Consider the following 22,891-nt stretch of genomic DNA (forward strand, 5'->3'; position numbering starts at 1 on the left):
GTGAGGGGCCTTTCACCGTTCCTCGGGGGAATTCCTACATGAATCCATCAACTGTGATGGCTTCCCGGCGCTGGCGGCTGGGGAGTCTGGTCCTACTCGTGGTCTGTGGCGGGTCGCTGGGGTGCCAGCGCGCCCCGGAGCCCGCGTCACCGGAGGCCTCTCCCGCCGTGAGCGCGGCCTCGGCGTCCCCGCCCTTCGACGTCCAGGCCATCGTGCGGCGCGTGGAGCGCTCCTTCCGCGCGGTGGAAGGGGGCGGCTTCACGGGACACCAGCCGACGTATGCGCTGGAGGTGGCCGCCTCGGGGGCCTTCCTGTTCGCGCCTCGACATATCGAGGAGGCCATGGACACGGCGTCGCGCGATTCCGTCGCGGGCAAGGTGGCGGGGCGGCCCGTCACGGGAGCGCCGGTGACGCTCCGGACGCTGTCGGTGTCACGGGGAGGGCGGGGCCTGGACGAGGCGCCGGCCGCTTCGCTCCGGGAGGGAGGCGCGCTGTCGCTGGGGCGGGGACCGGTGGTGGAGGTGCTGGAGAACCGCGACGGGGGCCTGGAGCAGCGCTGGGAGTGGGCGAGCGCGCCGGCGGGCGCGGGCGCGCTGGAGGTCCGTGTCGCGGTGTCGGGGCTGACGTACGCGGGGCGGACGGAGCACGGACATCACTTCGTCGACGCCGCGTCGGGCCTGGGGGTGCGCTATGGCCGGGCGACGTGGGTGGACGCGAGGGGCCGCAGGACGGACATCGAGACGGTTCGCGATGCGGACGCCCTGGTGATGCGGGTCCCCGAGGAGGTGCTGGCGGAGTCGGCGTGGCCCGCGGTGCTGGACCCGCTGGTGTCACCGGAGCTCTCCCTGGACACGCCCATCCCCGTGCCCAACCTGAACGGGAGCACGGACGCGGTGGTGGCGCTGGGGGGCGGGGTCTACCTGGTGGCGTGGACGCACGTCTCCTGGAACTTCAGCCTCTATGACGAGTCGGACATCCAGTTCGTCCGGGTGCGCGCCTCGGACGGGAAGGTGTTGGACGTGGGCAGCCTCGCGCTGGCGGGAGGTCGTGGCACCCAGCGGTCCATCACCGTGGCCTCCAACGGGCGTGACTTCCTCGCGGTCTGGTCGGACTGGCAGCTCGACGACAGGACGGGGCCCGTCCAGCAGCTCCGGGGCGCGCGCATCCGGGCCTCCGACGGGCGGGTCATCGATGCGGGCCTGCTCCCCATCTCCGACGCGCCGGGTAACCAGTCCAACCCCGCCATCGCCTCCGACGGAACGGACTACTTCGTCGTCTGGAGCGACTACCGGAACGGGAGCGGCCCGCAGGTGTATGGCACGCGGGTGCGTGCGTCGGACGGCGTGGTGCTCGACCTGGACGGCCGCTTCATCACCCAGGGACTGTGCTCCGGGATTGCCTATGGCGGTGGCGTCTATCTGCTCCTGTCGGAGAACTCCGGGCTGCGACTCCGTGCTTCCGACCTGGTGCTGCTCGGTGGCTTCCCCATCTCCACGGGGAGGAACCCCTTCGGCGGAATGGCGGCCTTCGACGGCCAGCAGTTCCTGGTCGTCTGGACGGACTTCCGAAACGGCAGCAACAACCCGGATGTCTTCGCCGCTCGGGTGAGCGTGGACGGAGTCGTCCTGGATCGCCCCAACCTCCCCATCGCCGTCGCGGCGGGACGACAGGAGGCGGCGAGCGTGGCGTCCACGGGACAGGGCTTCCTCGTGGTGTGGCAGCACGAGACGGCCAACCAGGTGACGGATGTCTTCGCGGCTCCGGTGTCGAGCGAGGGCGTGGTGGGGGCCGCGGCCCCGCTGGGGGCGGCCGCCTCCGCGTCCGTCCAGGAGAAGTTGCCCGGGGTCGCCAGCGACGGCTCGACGTACTTCGTCGTCTGGCATGGCGTCGCCCCGGGGGCGACGAGCGTGGTCTCCGGGGCCCGCGTGAGCGCCTCCGGAGGCGCGCTGGACACCGCGCAGCTGCTCTCCGCGGAGGTCAGCATGGAGTACACGCCCGCGGTGGCCTTCGCGGAGGGCGTCCACCTGGTGGTGTGGGCGGATGACCGGGGCACGCGGGGCAAGGCCTTCGACATCCTCGGGGCGCGGGTGCGGGACTCGGATGGCGTGGTGCTCGACGCGCCCGCGCTGCGCATCGCCACCACCCCGCGTCTGGAGACCGCGCCGAGCGTGGCGACGGACGGCACCCAGTTCCTGGTCGTCTTCCAGAGTCGCCCCACGGGTTCGTCCGCGGACACGGACATCCTGGCGGTCCGCGTACGCGCCTCGGATGGCGCGGTGCTCGACGCGACGCCCAGGCCCCTCTTCGCGGCGAGCCTCGACCAGGACGAACCCTCGGTGGCGTATGGGGAGGGGTACTTCCTCGTGGCCTGGGCCGACACCCGGCCCGGCGGGTTCTACTCGACCATCTATTTCACGCGGGTGCGCGCGGCGGATGGCCAGGTGATGGAGCCCCTGGGGGTCGCGTTCTCCGCGTCCAGCTCCCAGTCGCGCCCGGTGGTCGCGTACGGCGGGGGCCACTTCCTGGTGGCCTACGAGGAGTCGCGGAGCAACGGCCGCGACCTGCTGGCGCGGCGGATCCGCGCGGTGGATGGGGTGGTGCGCGAGACGTCCGGCATCGTGCTGTCCCAGGAGACCTGGTCGGAGACCCGCGCCACCGTGGCCTTCGACGGCACCCACTTCCTGGTGGCCTGGGAGGACCGGCGCTACGTCCTGACGCAGCTCTACGGGCGGCGCGTGCGCGCGTCGGATGGCGCCGTGGTGGACGCCACCCCGGTGGGGTTGGCCACCCAGTTGATGTACCACTCGAAGCCCGCGTTGGCCTTCGATGGGGCGCGGTACCTGCTGGCCTGGAGTCGCGTCGACCATCCGGCGGGGTCGATTCCCGGCGTGGTGGGGCGGCGGTTCTCTCCATCGCTGACGCCGCTCGACGCGACCCCGTTCCTCGTCTCGGGGGACGCGGCCGGCGGCGAGGGCAGCCACGTCGCGGTCGCTTCCTCGAAGCCGGGGCGCTTCCTCGTCGCCTACCACGACCGGCTGCTCCACCCGCGCGTCCGCGCGCGCTTCGTCTTCGAGCCGCTCCTGAACGGGACGTCGTGCGCGGAGGCCTCCCACTGCGCGAGCGGCTTCTGCGTCGACGGCGTGTGCTGCGACGCAGCCTGCGGCGGAGGCGTGGCCGGGGACTGTCGGGCCTGCGCGGTGCTGGCGGGGGGGACGACGGATGGCGTCTGCGGGCCCGTGCGCCGGGAGACGGAGACGATGTGCCGCGCGAGCGCGGGGGCCTGCGACGCGGCGGAGACGTGTGATGGCTTCTCCACGGAGTGCCCTGTCGATGCCCCCGCGGTGGACGGCACGGCGTGCAGCGACGGCAACGCGTGTACGCGGACGGACACGTGCCAGGCGGGCGTGTGCCGGGGCGGGGACGTGCTGCAGTGCCCGGCGGGGGACGGGTGTCGGACCGCGAGCACGTGTCAGCCGTGGACGGGGCGGTGCTCCACGCCGCTGAAGCTGGCGGATGGCCTGCCGTGTGACGACGGGGATGCGTGCACCCTCCTGGACGTGTGCCGGGCGGGGACGTGCGTGGGCGGCAGCCCCGTGGTGTGCGCCGTGGAGGACGCGTGCCTCATGCCGGGGACGTGCGACCCGGCGACGGGGACGTGCTCGGACCCCACGCGGCGGGACGAGCCCGTGTGCTGGGAGGTGTGAGCAGCGGGTGACGCCACGGGCCACCCATCCCCACCGAGGTGGGTGGCCTGGGAGCGCTCGCGCGGCCTACTTCCGGGCGCTCAGGTACTGCTCCATGTACGCCCGCGCCTGGGCGAGCTTGGCCTCCACGAAGCGGTCATCCTCGTCCGGCTCCGGAGGCGGCGCGGCCTGGTGCGGCTCGTTGCCGAAGTCCACCGCCGCGGCCAGCAGGTTGCGCGCGGTGTTGCCCCCACCGAGCAGCCGGGCGAGCAGCCCCGTCTCCACGTCCAGCCACCGCGCGCCCTGGCGCATGACGTCCAGCACCTCGCCCTCCACCGCCTTGGAGGGCCGTCCCGGCCCGCTGAGGCAGGTGCGCGCGTAGCTGTGCTCGCGGTCCACGAAGATGCCCAGCGCCCGGTCCTGGAAGTCCTGGGCCAGCGCCTGCGTCATGGCGTCGAGCTGCTCCTCGAGGAAGGGCTGCTCGGACTTGCGCGCCTTGCGTCCCGGGGCGGGGGGCAGCGTCAGCTCGGCGACCTGCCAGCTGGCGTCGGCCAGCCCTTCCGGCTGCGGCTCCACCCACTTCACCTCGGGCGTGGCCAGCGCCACCGCCTCGCAGACGCGTTTGAGCGTCTGGCGCACGGCGGTGAGGTTTCCTTCGACGTCGGAGAGAAAGAGGAGGAGTCGGCGGTGGGGCAAAATGGGGGTGTCCTTTCCTAGCCCCCTGAAAGCCCGCGCGCCGCACGAGAATTTCCCGTGCGGCGCGTGCCTGCCTGCCCTCCAGCCAGCAGGAGGGCGGCCGAAGCGGGGCTCGGACGGGCCCCTACAGCGGGATGTTGCCGTGCTTGCGCGGCGGGTTCTCCTGCCGCTTGTCCTTGAGCATCTCCAGCGCGCGGATGACCTTGGTGCGCGTCTCCTCCGGCCGGATGACCTCGTCGATGTAGCCCAGCTCCGCCGCCTTGAACGGGTTGGCGAACTTCTCGCGGTAGTCGTTCACCAGCCGGGTGCGCTCGGCGTTGGCGTCCTGGGCCTTGAGCAGCTCGTTGCGGAAGATGATGTTGACCGCGCCCTCGGGGCCCATGACGGCGATTTCGGCGGTGGGGTACGCGTAGTTGATGTCCGCGCGGATGTGCTTGGACGCCATGACGTCGTACGCGCCGCCGTAGGCCTTGCGGGTGATGATGGTGATCTTGGGGACGGTGGCCTCGGCGAAGGCGTACAGCAGCTTGGCGCCGTGGGTGATGATGCCGCCCCACTCCTGCTCGGTGCCGGGTAGGAAGCCGGGCACGTCCACGAAGGTGATGAGCGGGATGTTGAAGCAGTCGCAGAAGCGCACGAAGCGCGCGGCCTTCACGCTGGCGTCGATGTCCAGCACGCCGGCGAGCACCGCGGGCTGGTTGGCGACGATGCCCACGCTCTTGCCGTTCATGCGCGCGAAGCCGACGACGATGTTCTTGGCGAAGTGCTCCTGCACCTCGAAGAAGTGCTTGTCGTCCACGACCGCCTTGATGATCTCCTTGATGTCGTAGGGGCGGTTGGGGTTCGCCGGGACGATGGTCTTGAGCGACTCCTCGGCGCGGAACGGGTCGTCGTCACACGGCTGGGCCGGCGGGTCCTCCTGGTTGTTGGAGGGCAGGAACGAGAGCAGCTCGCGCGTCATGACGATGGCGGCCTGCTCGTTCTCCGCGGCGAAGTGCGCCACGCCGGACTTCTGGTTGTGCGTCAGCGCGCCGCCCAGCGCCTCCTTCGACACCTCCTCGTGCGTCACCGTCTTGATGACGTCCGGGCCGGTGATGAACATGTAGGAGGTGTCCTTCACCATCATGATGAAGTCGGTGATGGCGGGCGAGTACACCGCGCCGCCCGCGCACGGACCCATGATGAGGGAGATCTGGGGCACCACGCCGGAGGCGAGGGTGTTGCGCAGGAAGATGTCCGCGTAGCCGGCGAGGCTCTCCACGCCCTCCTGGATGCGCGCGCCGCCGGAGTCGTTCAGGCCGATGACGGGCGCGCCCACGCGGGTGGCCATGTCCATGATCTTGCAGATCTTCTGGGCATAGGCGCCGGACAGCGAGCCGCCGAAGACGGTGAAGTCCTGGGCGAAGACGAACACCTGGCGACCTTCCACGGTGCCGTAGCCGGTGACGACGCCGTCGCCCGGAATCTTCTTGTCGCCCATGCCGAAGTCGGTGGACCGGTGGGTGACGAACTTGTCCAGCTCGCAGAAGGAGCCGGGGTCGAGGAGCAGGTCGATGCGCTCACGGGCCGTCAGCTTGCCGGCCTCGTGTTGCTTGGCGATGCGGTCGGCGCCGCCACCCAGCTCGGCCTGCTTCTCCATGTCCTGGAGTCGTGCGCGGAGGGGGTCCTTCTCGGAGGTCTCGTCCATGTCCGCGCCGTCTAGCACGAAAGGAGCGCGTGCGCGCCCTCCGGCTGCGTCGCGTGCGCCTCGGGTGGGAGCAGGGTATCCACCGAGGCCAGGTCCACCCCCAGCCGCGCGCGCACCTCCTCCAGGGGAGACGCCCAGTACCGGCGCCAGGGGACGCCGAAGAGGGGCCGGGCGCGGTGACCCAGGACCCAGCCTCGGGTCAGGGCCCTCATCCGTGCTTCTCGCTCGGAGAAGGCATACAGCAGGGTGTTGGCGAGTCCGCCGGTGAGGATGCCGAGCGCGAAGGGGCTGCCCACCTGGGCCAGCGCGAAGGCCTGCAGGCCCAGCTCCCCGGCCACGTCGGTGCCGAAGCCGGTGAGCACGTGCCAGACGTCGTGGGATTCCAGCAGGTGGGCGCGCACGTATTCCTCGTCGGTGTGGGCCTGACGGGAGGGGAGGGCGTCCGGGTCCAGGCCGTTGGCGGTGAGGTGGTCGGCGAAGACGCGGCCGAGGGTGTCCTCCGGGAGCGCGCGCAGCTCCGGCAGGTGGAGCCTGCCCACGCGGGGCCGGTCGACCAGGGCCTGGGCGGTGTCGGGGTGGCGCATGAGCCGCTCCACCATGCGGCGCATGGCCATGGGCGGCGCGAGCACGCGGGCCAGGTCGATGATGTCCGGCAGGCGGTGGGGGTCCCGCAGCACGCGGGCCATCCGCCAGGCCTCGCGGGCATAGGTCATGGGGTTGTGCATGGGGTCCTCCGTGGGGGGCGTGGAGCCATGGTTAGCGGCCGGCACCCCGTGCGGCGCGCGGAAGCGGGCGGGGGTGCTGGCGGGTGGACATCGAGGGGGACCGGGAGCGGACACTCAGGGAGCGGGCGGGCGAACGCGTCGTCCCCGGCAGCGTGCGACAGCGGGCAGTGGGATGGAGCTTGAGGGCCGGACGCCATGCAAGGGAGGCCCGGGTGCCCGAGTCGCGAGGTTCGTTGAGGCTGGGCGTGTTCCGCGGCATCCCCATCCGCGCGCACTACACGCTGCTGCTCGTGCTGCCGCTGCTGGCGTACCTGTTCGGCGGGGCGTTCCAGCGCGCGGCGCAGGTGGCGGAGGTGCCGCCGGAGCGGTTGTCCGGCTCGCCGTGGCTGTGGGGGTTGGGGGTGGCGGTGGGGTTGTTCGCCTCCGTGTTCGCCCACGAGATGGCGCACACCGTGTACGCGCTGTGGCGGGGCGGCAAGGTGCGCTCCATCACGCTGATGATGGTGGGCGGTGTGTCGGAGCTGACGGAGCCGCCGCCCCGCGCGCGCGACGAGGCGCTGATGGCGTTGGTGGGCCCGCTGACGAGCATCGGGTTGGCGGTGGTGTTCGGCGGGGCGATGGTGCTGGTGCGCGCGACGGGCTCGTTCAACCTCCAGTTCGCGTGCTTCTACCTGGCGAGCCTCAACCTGTTCCTGGGGCTGTTCAACCTGCTGCCGGCGTTCCCCATGGACGGGGGGCGCATCGTGCGCGCGCTGCTGACGCGGCGGCTGGGGCTGGTGCGCGCCACGCGCGTGGCGTCGCTGCTGGGGCGGGGCTTCGCGGTGCTGTTCGGCCTGTGGGGGGCGGTGTCGCTCAACCCCTTCCTCGTGGTCATCGCCTTCTTCATCTACATGGGCGCGGAGGGCGAGGCGCGCCAGGTGCGGATGAAGGCGCTGCTGGAGGGCGTGGCGGTGTCGGAGTTGATGACGCCGCGGGTGGTGGGGGTGGAGGCGACGATGTCGCTGGACGACGCGCTGTGGAACCTGCGGCGCGAGCGGCGCACGGCGCTCCCGGTGACGGACGGCGACCACCCGGTGGGCCTGGTGGGCGTCGAGGAGATCCGCACCGTGTCCGAGCACGCGCGCGACATCCGCGTGGCGCGCGACGTGATGCGCCCGGCGGTGCTCGTGAAGCAGGACGAGGACGGGTGGCGGGCCCTGCGGCGCATGGCGGAGGCCCAGGCCCCCCTGCTCGTCGTGGTGGACGCGTGGGAGCGGCTGGTGGGCACGCTGGACCTCGAGGACATCCAGCGCGGCATGACGCTGCTCCAGGCCCGGGCGGAGCGCGCGGAGCGGGAGGGGCGCGGGTGGCGGCAGGAGCGGCCGGCTTGAGCGCTACCGGGATTCGGGAAGCGTCCAGTCGAAGGCGAAGCGGTGCGCGCCGCCCGGGGCGCTGTCCATCCACCCGGTGATGCGCTCGCTGCGCGACAGCAGGGGGCCCAGCTCCGAGCTGGCGGCGAACATCGCGGCCAGTTGCTCGTTGGACATCACGTCCGTCAGCGACACCTGGGACAGCCCCTGCGCGAGCAGCTTCGGGTCGAGCGAGAAGTCCGCCGCCCGCTCCAGCTTCGCGCCCGTCTCCGGCAGCGCCGCCAGCACGGCCTGCGTCGCCGTCTCGTCGTTGCCCACCACGAGCTGCTTGCCCTTCAGCCGCACGAAGACGGTGCCGCCCTTCACGCCCAGGGTCCAGCCGTCCTCCAGCACCTTCACGCCGGGGAAGTCCGAGAGCGGCGCCAGCGCCTTCTTCACCGCCGCCGCGTCCGTCACCTCCGCGGCCACCGCCTGCTTCACCGCGAAGAAGCGCGCCTCCTGCGACCGCAGCGAGCCGCGCACCTGCACGTTGCGCATGCTCACCAGCATGTTGCCGGTGAGCTGCTTCGCGACCAGGTCCGCCACCGCCTGCACCTGCTCCTTCTGGCAGGCCGCGCACACGGCCTGGAGGTTCGCGCGCAGCGAGCCCACCGCCTGGGACACGCCCGTCGGCGCCACCGCGACGCGCGAGAAGAGCAGGCCCTCCGGCTTCATCCCCCCGTAGGGGCTGGCCGCGCGCGCCTGGAACGGCGGCAGCGGCAGCTTCGTCGCCGTGCCGTCCACCTTCAGCACCGTGCCCGTGCCATCCAGCCCCAGCACCGTGCCCCCGTTGGTGAGGAACGCCACGCCGGCCACCTTGCCCAGCCGCGCGTCCGGCGCGGGCGCCTTGCCCACCAGCTTCACCGACTCCTTGAGCAGCGCCGCGCTGCCTTCGTCCGCCGCGCCGAAGGCACAGACGTCCTTGCCCTTGAGCGCGTAGCCCATGCCGCCGCCGTCGGTGCGCTTCGTCGTCACCGTGGTGATGCCCTTCGACGTCGTGGGCTTCGTCGGCTCGCCCCCCGCGGCGGTGATGGCCTCCGCCGCCTTCTGCTGGAAGAGCGCCACGTCCGCCACGCGCATGCAGGACACGCGGCCATCCTCGCGCAGCGACACCGTCGCGGGGCCCGTCGGGTCCAGGCCCACCGCGCTCAACGTCTGGGGGCGCGTGGGGTCGATGGTGAGGAACGGATGCAGCTCCGCGCTCCACGCCGAGGGGCGCAGCAACGCGGCGTACGTCCCCGCCCGCTCCAGGAAGGCGGACAGCCCCGTGAGGGCATCCAGCTTGGGGACGTGCACCACCGTCTGAGCGGAGGCCGCCGAGCGGGGCGCGGGAGCCGCGGTCAGCGCGGCGGCGAGGACGAGCGAGGAGAGCATGGTCTCCGTGAGAGCAGCGGGACTCCACCCCTGTCAAGGCGCTCGCGGCCCCGCCGTGGCGCTCCCCCGGTTCACCCCCCACCGAACGGCCAGTGGTGGACGATGGCGCGCCGGAACGCCCGGGCCCCACGGGTGACACGTCATCCTCCGCCCGCGCCGCGTCCATGACGCGTCAACGACGCTTCCTCGCCCCGCTGTTCATGAGACGTGTCTCGGGAGCTGTCTCACGCCGCCTGGGCGCAGGGCTTGCACAGGCTCCTCGCGGATTCGGACAACGAGGGGTTCATGCGTTCGGTATGTGCAGTGGTGGCCGCGGTGGGACTGATGGGCTGTGGTGGTGAGCCGGTGGAGCCGTCGCCGCTCGGCGCGGTGGACGCCGTCGGGCAGGAGATCGTCGGCGGCGTGGAGGCGCGCCCGAACTCCCACCCGTGGATCATCAGCTTGCAGCAGTACGGGAGCCACTTCTGCGGAGGCTCGCTCCTCCGCGTCTCGCAGAGCGTGGAGGCCTCCGACATCGTCCTCACGGCCGCGCACTGCGTCTATGACGGCACCAGCGGGCTCACCGCGTCCGCGGGCGCTCACGACCTCACCCGGCCCCCCGCGGGACAGGTCACCGTCCAGGGCTCGCGGACGGTCTACCATCCCCAATACGACCCGGACGCGACGCTCAACGACATCGCCATCGTCAAGCTCGCGCAGCCCATCCGATTCACGTCGACCATCCAGCCCGTGTTGTTGCCCTCGGCGGGGGCGCAGGTGGCGGACGGCGCGGAGGGGACGGTCGCGGGCTGGGGCCTGACGCGGGAGGGCGGCTACGACACCTCGTCCATCCTGATGCAGGTGGGAGTTCCGGTCGTCCCCCACCGCACCGTGGCCGCGCAGTACGCGAGCCAGGGCATCCAGATCGACCCGGTGGCGATGTTCGGCGCCGGCTACACGCAAGGCGGCAAGGATTCGTGCCAGGGTGACAGCGGCGGCCCGCTCGTCTTCAAGAACGGGGCTGGCAAATTCGTCCAGCAGGGCATCGTGAGCTTCGGCGTGGGCTGCGCGCGGGCCGGGCTGCCCGGCATCTACGCGCGGGTGTCCACCTACATCCCGTGGATCAACGCGCAGATCAAGGCCCTGAGCAGCGTGAAGTAGTCCGTCCAGTGCCCGGGAACTTCCCGGTGGAGCCGCGGCGCGAAGCCAGTCCGCACCGCTGCTCCACCGTTCCCCCCCTCGAAGCCCCGGGCGCTGGCCGGCTCGCCGTCAGAGCCGGCCGGTGTTGGCCCAGTCGATCATCCGCTCCGCCAGGTCCTGCGCGTTGCGTCGCAGGTAGGCCAGTTGGAGCATCTGGTCGTCCGACTCGGCCAGCGTCATGCGCCGCGTCAGCAGGTCCGCGAACCGGACCACCTGCGCGATGCTGATGCAGTCCGTGTCCTCCGCCACACCGGCGAAGCGCGCGACCTCCGCGTCCACTTCCAGACCCTCGTCGACCAGCGCCTTCACCAGCGCCTCCCGGGACACGGGCGTCTCGAACTCCTGCGGGTCGCGGAGCTGGCGACGCCACGGTTGGGCCTCCCAACGCACACGGGCAGGGTCCCGAGGGACCCGGTTCCATCTTGGAGGCGTGTTCACTCGTCCCTGCATCTGCATGCCGGTGAGGCCCGGCGTTCCGAAGTCCAGGTTCATCAGTGCCCCCTCTCCACCACGGGGTCTGCCCACGAGCGTGACCGACGTCATGACTTCCTCCATCCCACCCACCACGTGCCTAAGACGCCCCACGCGGGGATTCTTGATGCGCGCGGTCGCGCCAAACTGTTGCGTACGGACGCCACGGGTTCGTTGACAGGGGGCGGGTCGCTCGGGACAGTCCGCGCGCCATGGCGACCTATCCCGCGTCTCCCCGAGAAGCCTTCCACCTGCTGCGCGCACTCTCCGAGGACCTGTCCCACCCGGAGCGTCGTGCCCACGCGCGGGTGGAGCTGCGCGAACTGGCGGAGCTGTCGCGGGAGCGGCCCGAGTCGGCGCCGCTGCGGCTGGTGACGGTGACGGTGGCGGCGGGGGCGTCGCAGGAGCGGCTGGAGCTGTTCCTGCTCCCCTCCATCTTCGCCCCGGAGGCGTGGGCCTATACGTTCCTCGAGGGGCTGCTGCACGTCCCCCTGGACGAGTACACCGGCAAGCGGCTGGTGGAGGTGGGCGCGGGCTCCGGGTGGATCTGCATCGCGCTGGCGAAGTTCACGCGCCTTTCGCACATCCACGGCGCGGACCTCAATCCGCACTCGCCGGTGGTGGCCCGCTGTAACGCGTGGCTCAACGGAGACGAGACACTCGTATCCCGGCTGTCCTTCGGGGAGAGCGACCTGCTGCGCGGCGTGTCGGGCGACCCGCCGTGGGACTTCGTGGTGGGCTGCATCCCGCAGGTGCTGCGCACGGAGGAGCTGCCCGCGGAGCTGTCCCAGGCGGACGAGCAGGCCCTGTACGACCTCTCCAACTACTGCACGTTGCAGAACGTGTACGAGGACCACTTCGGCCTGGGGCTCATCGCGCGGCTGTTGGACGAGGTGCCGGAGCGGCTGGCGCCCACGGGGCGGCTGCTGCTCAACCTGGCGGGCCGTCCGGGCCGGCCCATCATCGACCGGATGTTCACGCGGCGCGGCTTCACCACGCGGGTGCGCGTGGCGCGGCGGGTGATGCAGGCGGCGGACACGGACATCCGCCCGCTGGTGGCGCTGGAGCAGCGCACCGGGCGCGAGTTCGAGTTCTTCATGGAGGCGCGCAGCCCGGAGCCGCTGCGCGCGGCCACCGCGCTGGGGTGGCTGCAGGCGGGGCACCCGGTGTGGCACGAGGTCGCCGTATGGGAGGCGCACCTGACGCGGCCCCGCGAGACGCTGGCCCTGCGGCAGGCCCTGCGGGAGCTGGGCGCGTCCGCGCTCCAGGAGGAGCTGGACCTGGGGGCCACGTCGCCGGAGCAGCTGGGCTTCGTCGCGGCGCTGGCGGGGCGGCTGGCGAAGGGGCCGCTGCTGCCGTACGCGCACGAGGCGGGGGACGCGTCGTTCCGGGGGCAGGTGGCGCGCTACCTGGAGCGCTACTTCGGCCTGCGGCTGGCGAAGGAGGAGGTGTTCGTCGCGCCCGAGCGCGAGCAGGCGGTGTACTCGCTGCTGATGGCCACGTGCGACCCGGGCGACGAGGTGCTGGTGTCGCGCAACCTGCACCCGCTCTACGCGCGGGCGCTGGAGAAGGCGGGCGTGCGCGCCACGGTGACGCACAGCACGCTGTCGGAGATTCGCCGGCTGGTGTCCGCCTTCGACGTGAAGATGGTGCTGCTCACGGTGGAGAAGGGCGAGCGCACCAACCTGGCGGTGCTGCGCGACATCCTCGCGGAGACGGCGCGGCGGGGCATCTGGGTGGTGCTGGACGAGAGCGCCTTCTTCAACATCACCGGCGAGGTGGAGCCGCTCACGCTGTTCGAGTTCCTGGCGCGCGAGCCGTACGCGCCCAACCTCGTGGTGCTCTACGGGCTGGTGAAGAACGCGGTGTGGCCGGACCTGGAGCTGACGCTCCTGTTGCCCGTGCCGGAGCCCCTGCGCGGCGACCTGGAGGTGGCGGCGGAGGTGACGTACTCGCGCATCAGCACGCTGGCGCAGTGGTTCTACGAGCGGACGTTCGCGGACCTCCTGTCCTTCCGCATCTCCTTCGCGGAGGCGGAGGCGCCGGGGCCGCGGGGCGCGCCGGTGGTGACGCTGCCGCGCTCGTCGCGCATCCGGAAGCTCGCGGGGTACCCGGCCTTCGCGCCCAAGGTCTTCCGCGACGACGACCCGGAGCTGGTGCGCCTGGACTACGGCGAGAACGAGGGGCCGCTGCCGCAGCCGCTCATCGAGGGGCTCGTCGCCGCCTCGGCCGCGCCGCGCGAGTCCGGCGCGCAGACGGGCCTGTCGGAGGCCGTGGCGGCCTTCCTCCTGGAGACGCGCGCCTCGCGCTACGTGCCGGAGGAGCTGGTCGTGGCGCCGGGGGTGTGGCCGCTCATCCACCACCTGGGCGTGGCCCTGCGCAAGCGGCTGGGGCGCACGCCCCGCGTGTTCGTGGCCACGCCGTGCTACGGCGTCCTGCCGCCCACGTTCGTCTCCGCCGGGTGTGACGTGGAGCAGGGCCCGCTGACGCAGTTGTTGGCGCGGCGGGGGCAGGGCGCGGCGCCGGACGTCGTCGTCGTCTCGCAGCCCTCCAACCCCACGGGCGTCTACGTGGCGCGCGAGGAGCTGGTGGCGCTGGCCAGCTACGTGGTGGAGCAGCGGTGCCTGCTGGTGTCGGACGAAATCTTCGGGCTGGTCAACCTCACCAGCCCCACGGCGGAGACGGTGCACAGCCCGGTGACGCTGGAGGGCGCGGTGCCCGGCGTGGGCGCGCGCACGGTGGTGCTCGGGGGGCTGTCCAAGGAGTTCGCCGCGGGCGGGTTGCGCGTGGGGTGGCTCGCCACCCGGGACCGGGCGCTGGCGTCGGCGGTGCGCGAGGCGGGGCCGGGCGTGCTGCACCTGGTCACCGCGCGCGCGGCGGCCTACCTCTACGCGGCGTACGCGCGGGGACCGGAGGGGCAGTTGCTCTATCCCCCGCGCCACCGCGCCCTGCGCGCCTTCCTCACGAAGATGCGGCGCGAGCTGGCGGAGCTGCGCGACCTGGTCCTCCACGCCCTGCCCGGGGACGGGCGCGCGGAGGTGGGGGACGTGGGCGGACTCTTCGTCGCGCCCCGCATGACCGCGTGGCTGGGACAGACGGTCGACGGCGAGACGCTCACCCCGGAGAACCTGCCGCGCGTGCTGTACGCGCACACGCACGTCGTGGTGAATGGCGGTCCGTGGTGTGGTGATTCGGAGCGCGTGCGCGCCGTCTTCTCCATCCCCCGCGGGAAGCTGATGACGGCGTGCGAGCGGCTGAAGGCCTTCGGCGCGAAGCTCGGCCCGGCGAAGGGCGGCTGACGCCACGTTGCGGGCGGCACGCCTGTTCACGCGGGGACAGTCCTCCTGCCCCCGCGCTGGATGGGGATGGTCGAGAAAATCCGGCATGGTCTGGAATTCCTGCTCCGAGTCCCGGCCCCCGCCGGGACGGGAGTTCCCCCCTGCACCGGGAATGACATGGCGAATCTGCTCGACCTGCCTCGACAGGCATTGATGGACCTGCGCTCACGGCTGAGTCATCTGCCGCTGGTCTCCCAGTTGCCGCTGCGCAACGTGGTGCCGGACAGCCTGGCCTTGTCCAGTCCCGCGCCCCAGGACTCGGCGCTGGCGGACCCGGCGCGGGTGTTGGCGTGGCAGAAGGCGTGTGAGCGGTATGTCCGTCCGGGGCACGTGGTGATGGACGTGTGCTCCGGCACGGGGCTGCGCACCTTCGTGGCGGCGGCGCGGCGTCCCCGGCGGCTGTACGCGGTGGACGGCACGCGGCTGTTGGACACGGCGCAGTGGGTGGCGCGGCGCAACGGCCTGGAGGACATCGACTTCGTGCGCGCGCACCCGTGGCACTACCAGCCGCCGGAGAAGGTGGACGTGCTGCTGCACGAGCTGCTGGGGGACGCCCTGTTCGACGCGGGGCTGGTGCCGAGGATGCTGGACCTGCGCTCGCGGCTGCTCAAGCCGGGGGGCCGCATCCTGCCCAACCGCTTCGAGGTCTTCATGGAGCCGGTGCAGCTGCGCGACGAGGCGTGCATCCCCTTCATCTGGAGCCAGCGCTTCCCCAGCGTGGACTACAGCTGCCTGCAGACGCTGCGCGAGGCGATGAACCCCTCGTACTTCACGCGCGTGGTGCGCTCGTACGAGGTGGACCACCTGCTGTGCGACCCGGAGCCGGCCTTCGCCTTCGACCTGGAGACGATGATGGCGGACGGGCTGCCGCACCGCGTGCGCTTCGAGCGGCCCGTGGTGGAGGAGGGGCGCGTGGACGGCTTCTGCCTCTTCTACAAGGTCGCCTTCGACGCGGAGCTGTCCTTCACCGTGTCGCCCCTGCGCGGGCAGAACCACGCGGGGATGATGCTGCTGCGCACCGACTCGCGCGAGTTCGAGCGCTTCGAGACGCTCTCCTTCGAGGTGGAGCTGGCGGACCCCGCCGACGTGCGCACCTGGCGCTGGCACTTCTGCTGAGCGAGGAGGGGAGCGCGGCGGGTGCTCGCGGGTGGACATCTCCCGGTGGGGAGGGTCCTCCCGCGCGGGGTCGTGGCTAGCTTGCATCCCGGCATGCGTTCCATCGGACGGTTCATCGCGCTGGGAGTCCTCCTGGGGGTCGTGGGTGTCGCGCGGGCGCAGGAGTCGGCGTCCGGGCCTCCCAGGACCCTCGCGGGGGTGTGTGGCACCGCCAACTGGGTGTGCGTGGCCGAGTGCATCGACGCGGACTGCATCGACCAGTGTATGCGCGAGGGGTGCGAGGAGGCCCTGTCGCGCCTCAAGTCCTGCACCGCGAAGGCCGGCTGCGCTCCGGAGGACTCGCGGTGCTCCGCGCGCAGGTGCGCCTCCACCTGCCAGCAGGCCTTCGAGCCCGCGCCGCCGAGCCCGGAGAAGGAGGTGGGCAGCCCGTGTGGGGAGGGGCGGCTGGCCTCGTCGACGTCCGTGCCCAAGGACCTGGTGGGGACGTGGCGGCTGGCGGCGGCGAGCCTGCCCGACGTGGATGACGGCCGGGCCCACCGCATCGAGCCCCAGCCCCGGGCGGACTACGCGCGCTCGCTGCTCATCACCCCGGAGGGGTGCTTCGTGCTGAGCACGGCGCTGAAGGACGCGACGCTGGGGGAGGGCAACTCGTTGGCGGTGCGCGCCTGGGGCACGGTGGAGGTGGTGGGCAAGGACACGCTGCGGCTGCGCACGCGGGACGGGCAGGCCGTGGGGCCGGTGTGCGGCGAGGCGCGGGTCATCCCCCTGTCTCGCGGCAAGCTGCGCTTCCGGGGGGGCACGTACCTCTGGGAGATGGAGCGCCACAAGCTGACGCTCACCGTGGACGACCGCACGAAGCAGACCTTCCAGTTCGACCGGGTTCGCAGCGCGAAATAGGGCCTCGTGTGTTCCCGAAGAGGGCGCGCGCCGTGCGAGAGTGCGGGAGCGTGCTCCGACACGGGCGTGCGCGAGGGAGGGCCCGGACATGATGGTGTCTCATGAGCGGATGGCGAGCGTGGACGCGCTCTGGTTCCACATGGACGAGCCCGCCAACCTGATGATGATTACGTCCGTGCTCGGCTTCGACGGCCGGTTGGACTTCGCGCGCCTGCGCGAGCTGGTGCGCACGCGCCTGGTGGAGCGCTATCCCCGCTTCCGGCAGAAGGTGGTGGTGGGCCGCCTGGGCCTGCCCTCCTGGGTGGACGCGGAGGACTTCGACCTGGACGCGCACCTGGTGCGCCTGCCCGTGCCCTCGCCGGGCGAGCCGGGGGCCCTGGAGTCGCTGGTGGGCCAGTGGATGAGCACGCCCCTGGAGCGCGCGCGCCCGCTGTGGCAGTTGCACGTCCTGGAGGGCGCGCCCGGAGGCGACGTGCTGCTGTCGCGCGTGCACCACTGCCTCGCGGACGGCATCGCCCTGGCGCGCGTGCTGCTGACGCTCGCCGATGACGGCGACGCCGCGGCGGTGGTGGACGAGCCCGCGGCCCATCGTCCCCTCAGCGGCCTGGAGAAGTGGACGCGGCGGGCGCTGTCGGCGGCGGGGACGGCGCGCGCGGTGGTGCGCAAGGGCATGGAGCTGGCGGCGGAGCCCATCCTCGCGGGAGACCTGATGCGGCAGGGGGCGCTGGGCGCCGTCGCGCTGGGGCGGCTGATGGCGATTCCCCCGGACCCTCGTACGCCGCTGCACGGCCCGCTGGGCCTGCACAAGCGCGCCGCCTGGTCCGCCAGCATCCCCCTGGAGCGGGTGAAGGCGCTCGGGCGCGCGCTGGACGGCACGGTGAACGACGTGCTGCTGGCGACGCTGGCGGGCGCGCTGCGGCGCTACCTCGAGTCGCTCGACGTGCCGCCCGAGGACCTGCACGCCCTGGTCCCGGTGAACCTGCGGCCCCTGGACGTGCCGGTGCCCCGGGAGCTGGGCAACCGCTTCGGCGTGGTGTTCCTGCGGCTGCCCATCCACATCGAGGAGCCCCGGCGCCGGCTGCGCGAGCTGTCCCGGCGGATGCTGGCGGTGAAGCGCTCGCCGGAGGCGGTGGTGACGTTCGGCGCCCTGGAGCTGCTGGGCCTGACGCCGGCCCCGCTGGAGCGCGCGGTGGTGGACCTCTTCGGTTCGAAGGCGTCGCTCGTGGCGACCAACGTGCCGGGCCCTCGGGCTCCGGTGTCGCTGGCGGGCGCGCGGCTGCGGGAGCTGACGTTCTGGGTGCCCCAGACGGGCCACCTGGGGCTGGGCGTGAGCCTGTTCAGCTACGCGGGGCAGGTGACGGTGGGCGTGGCGGCGGACGCGGAGCGCGTGCCCGAGCCGAGGGACCTCGTGAAGGCCTTCCACGACGAGTTCGAGGCCCTGGCGTCGCTCGCGGCGTGACTACAGGAGGCCGTGCTCCTCCAGCTTGTTGTAGAGCGTGCGGCGGCTGATGCCCAACAGCCGCGCGGCCAGCGTGCGGTTGTCGTTCGCGCGCTTCAGCGCGTCCGCCAGCGCCTGCTTCTCCGTGTCCTTGCGCTGGGACTCCAGCGTGCGCGCCGCGTCCGTGCCCGTCGCCTGGGCCGCCGGGGGCGCCACGTCGGGAGCGCCAGGCGCCGGCGCGAGGCCGGGTTGGCGCCCCAGCTCCCGCGTCACGTCCGCGCCGGTGAGCTCCTGCCCGTCCGACAGCACCACCAGCCGCTCCAGGAAGTTCTGCAACTGGCGCACGTTGCCCGGCCACGGCTGGGCCTGGAGCACCGCGAGCCCGTCCGGGGTGAGGGTGAAGGGCGGGCGGCCGTTGGCCTTCGCGTGCACGTCGAGGAAGTGGAGCGCGAGCGGCTCGATGTCCTCGGGGCGCTGGCGCAGGGGCGGCAGCCACACGGGCACCACGTTGAGCCGGTAGAAGAGGTCCTCGCGGAAGCGCCCCGCCTTCACCAGCTCCTCCAGCGGCTGGTGCGTGGCCGCCACGAAGCGCACGTCCACCTTCAGCGTCTGCGTGCCGCCCAGGCGCTCCAGCTCCCGCTCCTGGATGACGCGCAGGAGCTTCACCTGCACGGCGGGGGAGATGTCGCCGATCTCGTCGAGGAACAGCGTGCCGCCGTGGGCCAGCTCCACGCGGCCCGGCTTGCGCGTGGCCGCGCCGGTGAAGGCGCCCTTCTCGTAGCCGAACAGCTCGCTCTCCAGCAGCGTGTCCGGCAGCGCCGCGCAGTGCAGCTTCACGAAGGGGCCGGCGCGCCGGGGGCTGTGCTCGTGCACCGCCTTGGCCGCCAGCTCCTTGCCGGTGCCGGACTCGCCGCGCAGCAGCACCGTGGCCGTGCCCGACGCGGCCTTCGCCAGCAGCGCCTGCACCTCCGCGAGGCCCCGGCTGCTCCCGACGAAGCCCCCGCCCAGGCGCAGGGGCTCGCGGGAGGCCTCGCCCTGCGCGCGCAGGAGCGCCTTGCGGATGGTGAAGAGAAGCTCCTCCCGGTCGAACGGCTTGAGCACGAAGTCCGCCGCGCCGGCCTTCATCGCCTCCACCGCGAGCGGCACGGTGCCGTGCGCGGTGAGCAGGATGACGGGCACGTCCGGCCAGCCCCGGGCCACCTCGGACAGCAACGTCATCCCGTCCATGCCGGGCATGCGCACGTCGCTCACCACCACGTCCACGGCCCGGCGCTCCAGCACGGAGAGCGCCTCGCGCCCGTCCCGCGCCGCGTGCGTCGTCAGCCCTGCCTGCGTCAGGAGCGCGCCCAGCACCTTGGCCACCGCCGGGTCGTCGTCCACCAGCAGCACGCTTCCCCTCAACGACTCGCTCACGCGGCTTCTCCTCGGGCGCCCTCGCCGGTGTGGCCGGTGTCCACCGGCAGGCGCAGGCGGACCACCGTACCGTGGCCTTCCCGGCTTGTCAGGACCACCTCGCCGCCGTGGGCCTCCACCACGCGCCGGACGAAGGCCAGGCCCAGGCCGCTGCCGGAGGCCTTGGTGGTGAAGAAGTCGTCGAAGGCGCGCTCCCGGGTGCGCGCGTCCATGCCCTCGCCGGTGTCCCGCACCTCCAGGGCCACCCGCGCGCCGTCCCGCAGGGTGCGCACGGTGAGGGTGCCTCCCCGGGGCATGGCCTCCACGCCGTTGCGCACCAGGTTCTCCAGCGCGTTGGCCAAGAGGTCCTCGTCCCCGGCGCACGGCGGCAGGCCCGCCTCCAGCTCGCGCACCAGCGCGACGCGGTCGGGGCTCGCGAAGGCCTGGAGCGACAGCACCGTCTCCACCAGGCGGCCCAGCTCCACGGGGCGCGGCAGCGGCTCCACGCGGGCCAGGCGCTGGTACGTGTCCACCACGCGGCCCAGCCGGTCCACCTGCTCCAGCATCAGGTCCAGGAACTCGCCGTGCCCGTCCCAGGGCTGGCCGCGCGCGTGCTCCTCCTTGAGGTACTGCGCCGCGCCCTTCATCGCCGCGATGGGGTTCTTCAGGTCGTGCGCCATCTGCGCGGAGAAGCGCCCCAGCGTGGCCAGCCGCTCCATGCGCTCGCCGCGGGTGACGTAGGCGGTGACGCCGCGCCGGGTCGCCGCGAGCAGCGCGAAGGTGATGGCGGTGGTGAACATCACCAGCGCGCCCGTCTCCCCGGCGAAGAGCTGGAAGACGGCGAGGTAGGCGACGACGCCCCCGCTCGCCAGCACCAGCGCGTGCAGCGCCATGCGCGTCGCGCCCGCGTCGCGCCCGAAGAGGCCGAAGCGCAGCGACGCGAGGGCCATCACCGGCAGGCCCAGCAGCGTGCCCAGGTTGCCGAGCCGGGGCACCCGCCGCAGGCCCAGCTCCACCGCCAGCTCCGTCAGCAGCAGCGCCACCAGCAGCGTCAGGCCCAGCACCACCAGCCCCGCGCGGGCGCGCTCGTCCGGCTGGAGCGCGCCGCGCAGGTGCAGCACCAGCAGCGCGAACGCGCCTCCCAGCGGCGGGGCCACCAGCGCGGTGACGGTGAGGCCGAAGCGCAGCGTGAGCAGCCTCGCCGCCAGCGCGGGCGCGCCCAGCGCCACGAGCATCGTCAGCGAGAGGCCGCCGACGACGGCGTAGGTGCCGAACATGGCCCACGCCGAGCGCCGCCGCCGGCCCACGAAGGCGAGGCTGAAGTGCAGCGTGCACGGCACCGTCATCAGCGCGGCGGCGAAGCCCACCAGCCGCCAGCCCGGCTCGCCCGAGCGCTCCAGGGCGAAGTTGGTGAAGTTCCACGTCGACAGGGCGATGGAGAGCAGCGACAGCGGCAGGGCCAGGGGGCTGCGGCCCACGCGCGCGAGCGCCAGCCCCGCCAGGGCGAGCTGCCCCGCGCAGGCGACCAGGCTGATCCACATCGCGCCCGTCATGACGCCCTCCTCGCGAGGGAGTCTAGAGCAGGCCGAGCCGGCGCGCGTTGGCCGGGTCCACCGCGGCGGCTTCCCACCGGCGCACCGCCAGCTCGCGCTCGGCCTCGGGGGCGTCCGCGTAGTAGCCGAGCGTGTCGTTGAGGGCGCGGCTCAGCTCCTCGATGGCGGCCAGCCGCACGTCCAGCTCGCGGTGGCGCAGGGCGGCGATGAGCCAGTCCGCGCGGCGACGGCTGCGGTTCTCCGCCCACCACGCGGCCCACTGCCGGGGGCCGAGGCCCAGCGGCATGCGCGTCACCTCGCGCAGCGCCTCCGCGGCGGCCTGGGCGCACATCTCGTCGTCGCTGCCGGTGAGCTGGATGAGCCCCTCGACGGCGTCTCGGTCGTGCAGCGTGCCCAGCGCCCGGGCGGCGAGCGCGCGGCGCATCATGTCCCGGCTCTGCAGCTCCTGGCGCAGCTCGCGCATGGCGCTGTCCATCCGGGGCAACTGCTTGAGGGCCGCGGCGGCCACGCGCGCGGCGCTGGAGATGTCCGGCTCCAGGTCGAACAGGCCGCGCAGCACGCCGTCCACCAGGTCCACGTAGGGCAGGTTGCCGGCCGTCAGCAGCGCGAAGTAGCGCGTGTCCGGGTCGTGCGAGTCGAGCAGCGGCGCCAGGGCCTGCGCGGCGGGACGCCCCAGCCGCGACATCGCCGCGGGGATGGGACCCAGCTCGTCCGCCTCCGGCAGCTCCACCACCGGCAGGCGGCTCCACGCGGTGGGGCCGGGGAAGTGCTGGGCGAGGACGCGGGCGCTGGCCTCGGGCGAGCGCGCCAGCTCCACCATGGCGCCCGCGCGCTGCGCGGCGTCCGGACCGGTGAGGCGGCGCAGGAGCGGCGCGAAGTCGGGCGGCGGGCGCTCCTCCTGGGACTGCACGCGCGGCGGCAGCGCGGCGGCGCGACCCACGGTGCCGGCGCCACCCCGGCCGAAGAACGGGCCCCACCCCAGCCCCGCCACCACCGCGGGCGCGGGCACCGGCGGCGTGGCGGCGACCGGCACGTCCACGTCGATGGCGATCTCCTCCTCGGGGCCGCGCGCCTCGCTGACGCGCTGCTTGCGGAAGAGGATGAGCTCCTGGAACGAGGAGGCCAGGTCCTGGCAGAACAGGATGTAGTCGGACAGCCGCCGCTGGCTCATCGGCTTCTGGCCGCAGTCACCGTAGAGGATGGCCACCAGCCGGCCCTTCACCTCCACGGGGTACAGGAAGACGGTGCGCGGCGTCTGGCGGCCGAACAGCTCCAGGTAGTGCCGCGTGAGCGCGTCCGGTGGAAGCGGGCCGGCGTAGCTGCCCCGCGTGACGGCCACCGTGCGGAAGACGCTGCTGGCGTCGAGCGGCACCGACACCTGGGCCAGCCCCTCGCCGTCCATGCCCTCGCCCCGCGACTCCCAGCCCACCGCCGCGCCGCGCAGCACCGCGAACGCCGCGACGTAGTCGAAGGTGCGGCGGCCGAAGCGCAGCGCCACGTCGATGAGCTTGTCGCGCTCCCGGGTGGACTCCCGCAGCGCCGCGCGCGCCTGGGCCAGCGTCCAGTCGGGGACCTCGTGGCTCGCGGGCGTCAGCGCGGGACGGGGCTCGGCCTCGGCGCGCGCCTTGGGCGCGGGCTGCGGCCCGGCGGCCTTGCCCGGGTTGGGGAAGACGAGGAACGCGGGCTCCGCGGCGCGCGGCGGCGGCTGCACGGGCAGCTCGCGGGCGCCGGCGATGGGCGTGCCGAAGCGCAGCGTGGACGGCGGCGCGCCGTCCGCGGCGGACGGAGGCACCACCGGGCCCGGAGGCCACACCTGGGGCGGCGAGGTGCCCTTGGGCGGCGCCGGAGGCCACACCTGGGGGGCGCCGGGGCTCGCGGGCGTCGGGGCCGCCGCGCGAGGCGGTACGGCGGGGCTCGCGGCGCCCTTGGGCGCGGAGGGGGCGGCCGTCGGTGT

Annotated in this window: 15 protein-coding genes; 7 read left to right on the forward strand and 8 right to left on the reverse strand. The window is 73.1% G+C overall.

The window, feature by feature from the left end:
• Positions 1-38 precede the first annotated feature (38 nt).
• Positions 39-3,704 (forward strand): hypothetical protein, encoded by a 3,666-nt coding sequence (locus tag LZ198_RS40280; protein ID WP_253977490.1) that lies wholly within the window; start codon positions 39-41, stop codon positions 3,702-3,704.
• A 66-nt stretch (positions 3,705-3,770) separates the two neighbouring features.
• On the opposite strand, the gene LZ198_RS40285 is transcribed toward LZ198_RS40280, so the two are convergent.
• The 3 genes from LZ198_RS40285 to LZ198_RS40295 form a co-directional block, all read right to left on the reverse strand.
• Entirely contained in the window at positions 3,771-4,379 is a 609-nt protein-coding gene (locus LZ198_RS40285; protein WP_253977491.1) for a hypothetical protein, read from the reverse strand.
• Between the two features lie 124 nt (positions 4,380-4,503).
• Positions 4,504-6,066 (reverse strand): acyl-CoA carboxylase subunit beta, encoded by a 1,563-nt coding sequence (locus LZ198_RS40290; RefSeq protein WP_253977492.1) that lies wholly within the window; start codon positions 6,064-6,066, stop codon positions 4,504-4,506.
• Between the two features lie 11 nt (positions 6,067-6,077).
• Positions 6,078-6,791: a Coq4 family protein gene (locus tag LZ198_RS40295; RefSeq protein WP_253977493.1), complete on the reverse strand. Its 714-nt coding sequence runs from the start codon at positions 6,789-6,791 to the stop codon at positions 6,078-6,080.
• A 212-nt stretch (positions 6,792-7,003) separates the two neighbouring features.
• Here LZ198_RS40295 and LZ198_RS40300 point away from each other — a divergent pair, with 212 nt between their 5' ends.
• A complete protein-coding gene (locus LZ198_RS40300) occupies positions 7,004-8,161 on the forward strand; it encodes a site-2 protease family protein (RefSeq protein WP_253977494.1) in 1,158 nt (385 codons plus the stop codon).
• A gap of 3 nt (positions 8,162-8,164) precedes the next feature.
• Here the strand turns inward: LZ198_RS40300 and LZ198_RS40305 are convergent, their stop codons facing one another.
• A complete protein-coding gene (locus tag LZ198_RS40305) occupies positions 8,165-9,553 on the reverse strand; it encodes a hypothetical protein (protein WP_253977495.1) in 1,389 nt (462 codons plus the stop codon).
• A gap of 285 nt (positions 9,554-9,838) precedes the next feature.
• Between LZ198_RS40305 and LZ198_RS40310 the strand changes: the two genes are divergently transcribed.
• Complete coding sequence (locus LZ198_RS40310; RefSeq protein ID WP_253977496.1) at positions 9,839-10,693, forward strand: serine protease; 855 nt, start codon at positions 9,839-9,841, stop codon at positions 10,691-10,693.
• A gap of 108 nt (positions 10,694-10,801) precedes the next feature.
• On the opposite strand, the gene LZ198_RS40315 is transcribed toward LZ198_RS40310, so the two are convergent.
• Positions 10,802-11,275 (reverse strand): hypothetical protein, encoded by a 474-nt coding sequence (locus LZ198_RS40315; protein WP_253977497.1) that lies wholly within the window; start codon positions 11,273-11,275, stop codon positions 10,802-10,804.
• A gap of 140 nt (positions 11,276-11,415) precedes the next feature.
• Between LZ198_RS40315 and LZ198_RS40320 the strand changes: the two genes are divergently transcribed.
• From LZ198_RS40320 to LZ198_RS40335, 4 genes are all read left to right on the forward strand, one after another.
• Positions 11,416-14,502 carry an aminotransferase class I/II-fold pyridoxal phosphate-dependent enzyme gene (locus LZ198_RS40320; RefSeq protein WP_253977498.1) on the forward strand — a complete coding sequence of 1,029 codons (3,087 nt, stop codon included), beginning with the start codon at positions 11,416-11,418 and terminating at the stop codon, positions 14,500-14,502.
• A gap of 156 nt (positions 14,503-14,658) precedes the next feature.
• Positions 14,659-15,657, forward strand: a complete 999-nt coding sequence (locus tag LZ198_RS40325) for an SAM-dependent methyltransferase (RefSeq protein WP_253977499.1) — start codon at positions 14,659-14,661, stop codon at positions 15,655-15,657.
• Between the two features lie 93 nt (positions 15,658-15,750).
• Complete coding sequence (locus LZ198_RS40330; protein WP_253977500.1) at positions 15,751-16,554, forward strand: hypothetical protein; 804 nt, start codon at positions 15,751-15,753, stop codon at positions 16,552-16,554.
• Between the two features lie 91 nt (positions 16,555-16,645).
• Entirely contained in the window at positions 16,646-18,013 is a 1,368-nt protein-coding gene (locus tag LZ198_RS40335; protein ID WP_253977505.1) for a WS/DGAT/MGAT family O-acyltransferase, read from the forward strand.
• Here LZ198_RS40335 and LZ198_RS40340 read toward each other — a convergent pair whose 3' ends face one another.
• From LZ198_RS40340 to LZ198_RS40350, 3 genes are all read right to left on the reverse strand, one after another.
• Positions 18,014-19,405 (reverse strand): sigma-54-dependent transcriptional regulator, encoded by a 1,392-nt coding sequence (locus LZ198_RS40340; RefSeq protein ID WP_253977501.1) that lies wholly within the window; start codon positions 19,403-19,405, stop codon positions 18,014-18,016. It lies immediately after the preceding gene.
• Positions 19,402-20,937: a sensor histidine kinase gene (locus LZ198_RS40345; RefSeq protein WP_253977502.1), complete on the reverse strand. Its 1,536-nt coding sequence runs from the start codon at positions 20,935-20,937 to the stop codon at positions 19,402-19,404. The genes LZ198_RS40340 and LZ198_RS40345 overlap by 4 nt, the downstream gene beginning before the upstream one ends.
• Positions 20,938-20,959: 22 nt before the next feature.
• Positions 20,960-22,891: HEAT repeat domain-containing protein (locus tag LZ198_RS40350; RefSeq protein ID WP_253977503.1), on the reverse strand; the 1,932-nt coding region annotated here is incomplete at its 5' end.

The sequence above is a fragment of the Myxococcus dinghuensis genome, assembly GCF_024198235.1.
In the GTDB taxonomy this organism is placed as follows: Bacteria; Myxococcota; Myxococcia; order Myxococcales; family Myxococcaceae; genus Myxococcus; species Myxococcus dinghuensis.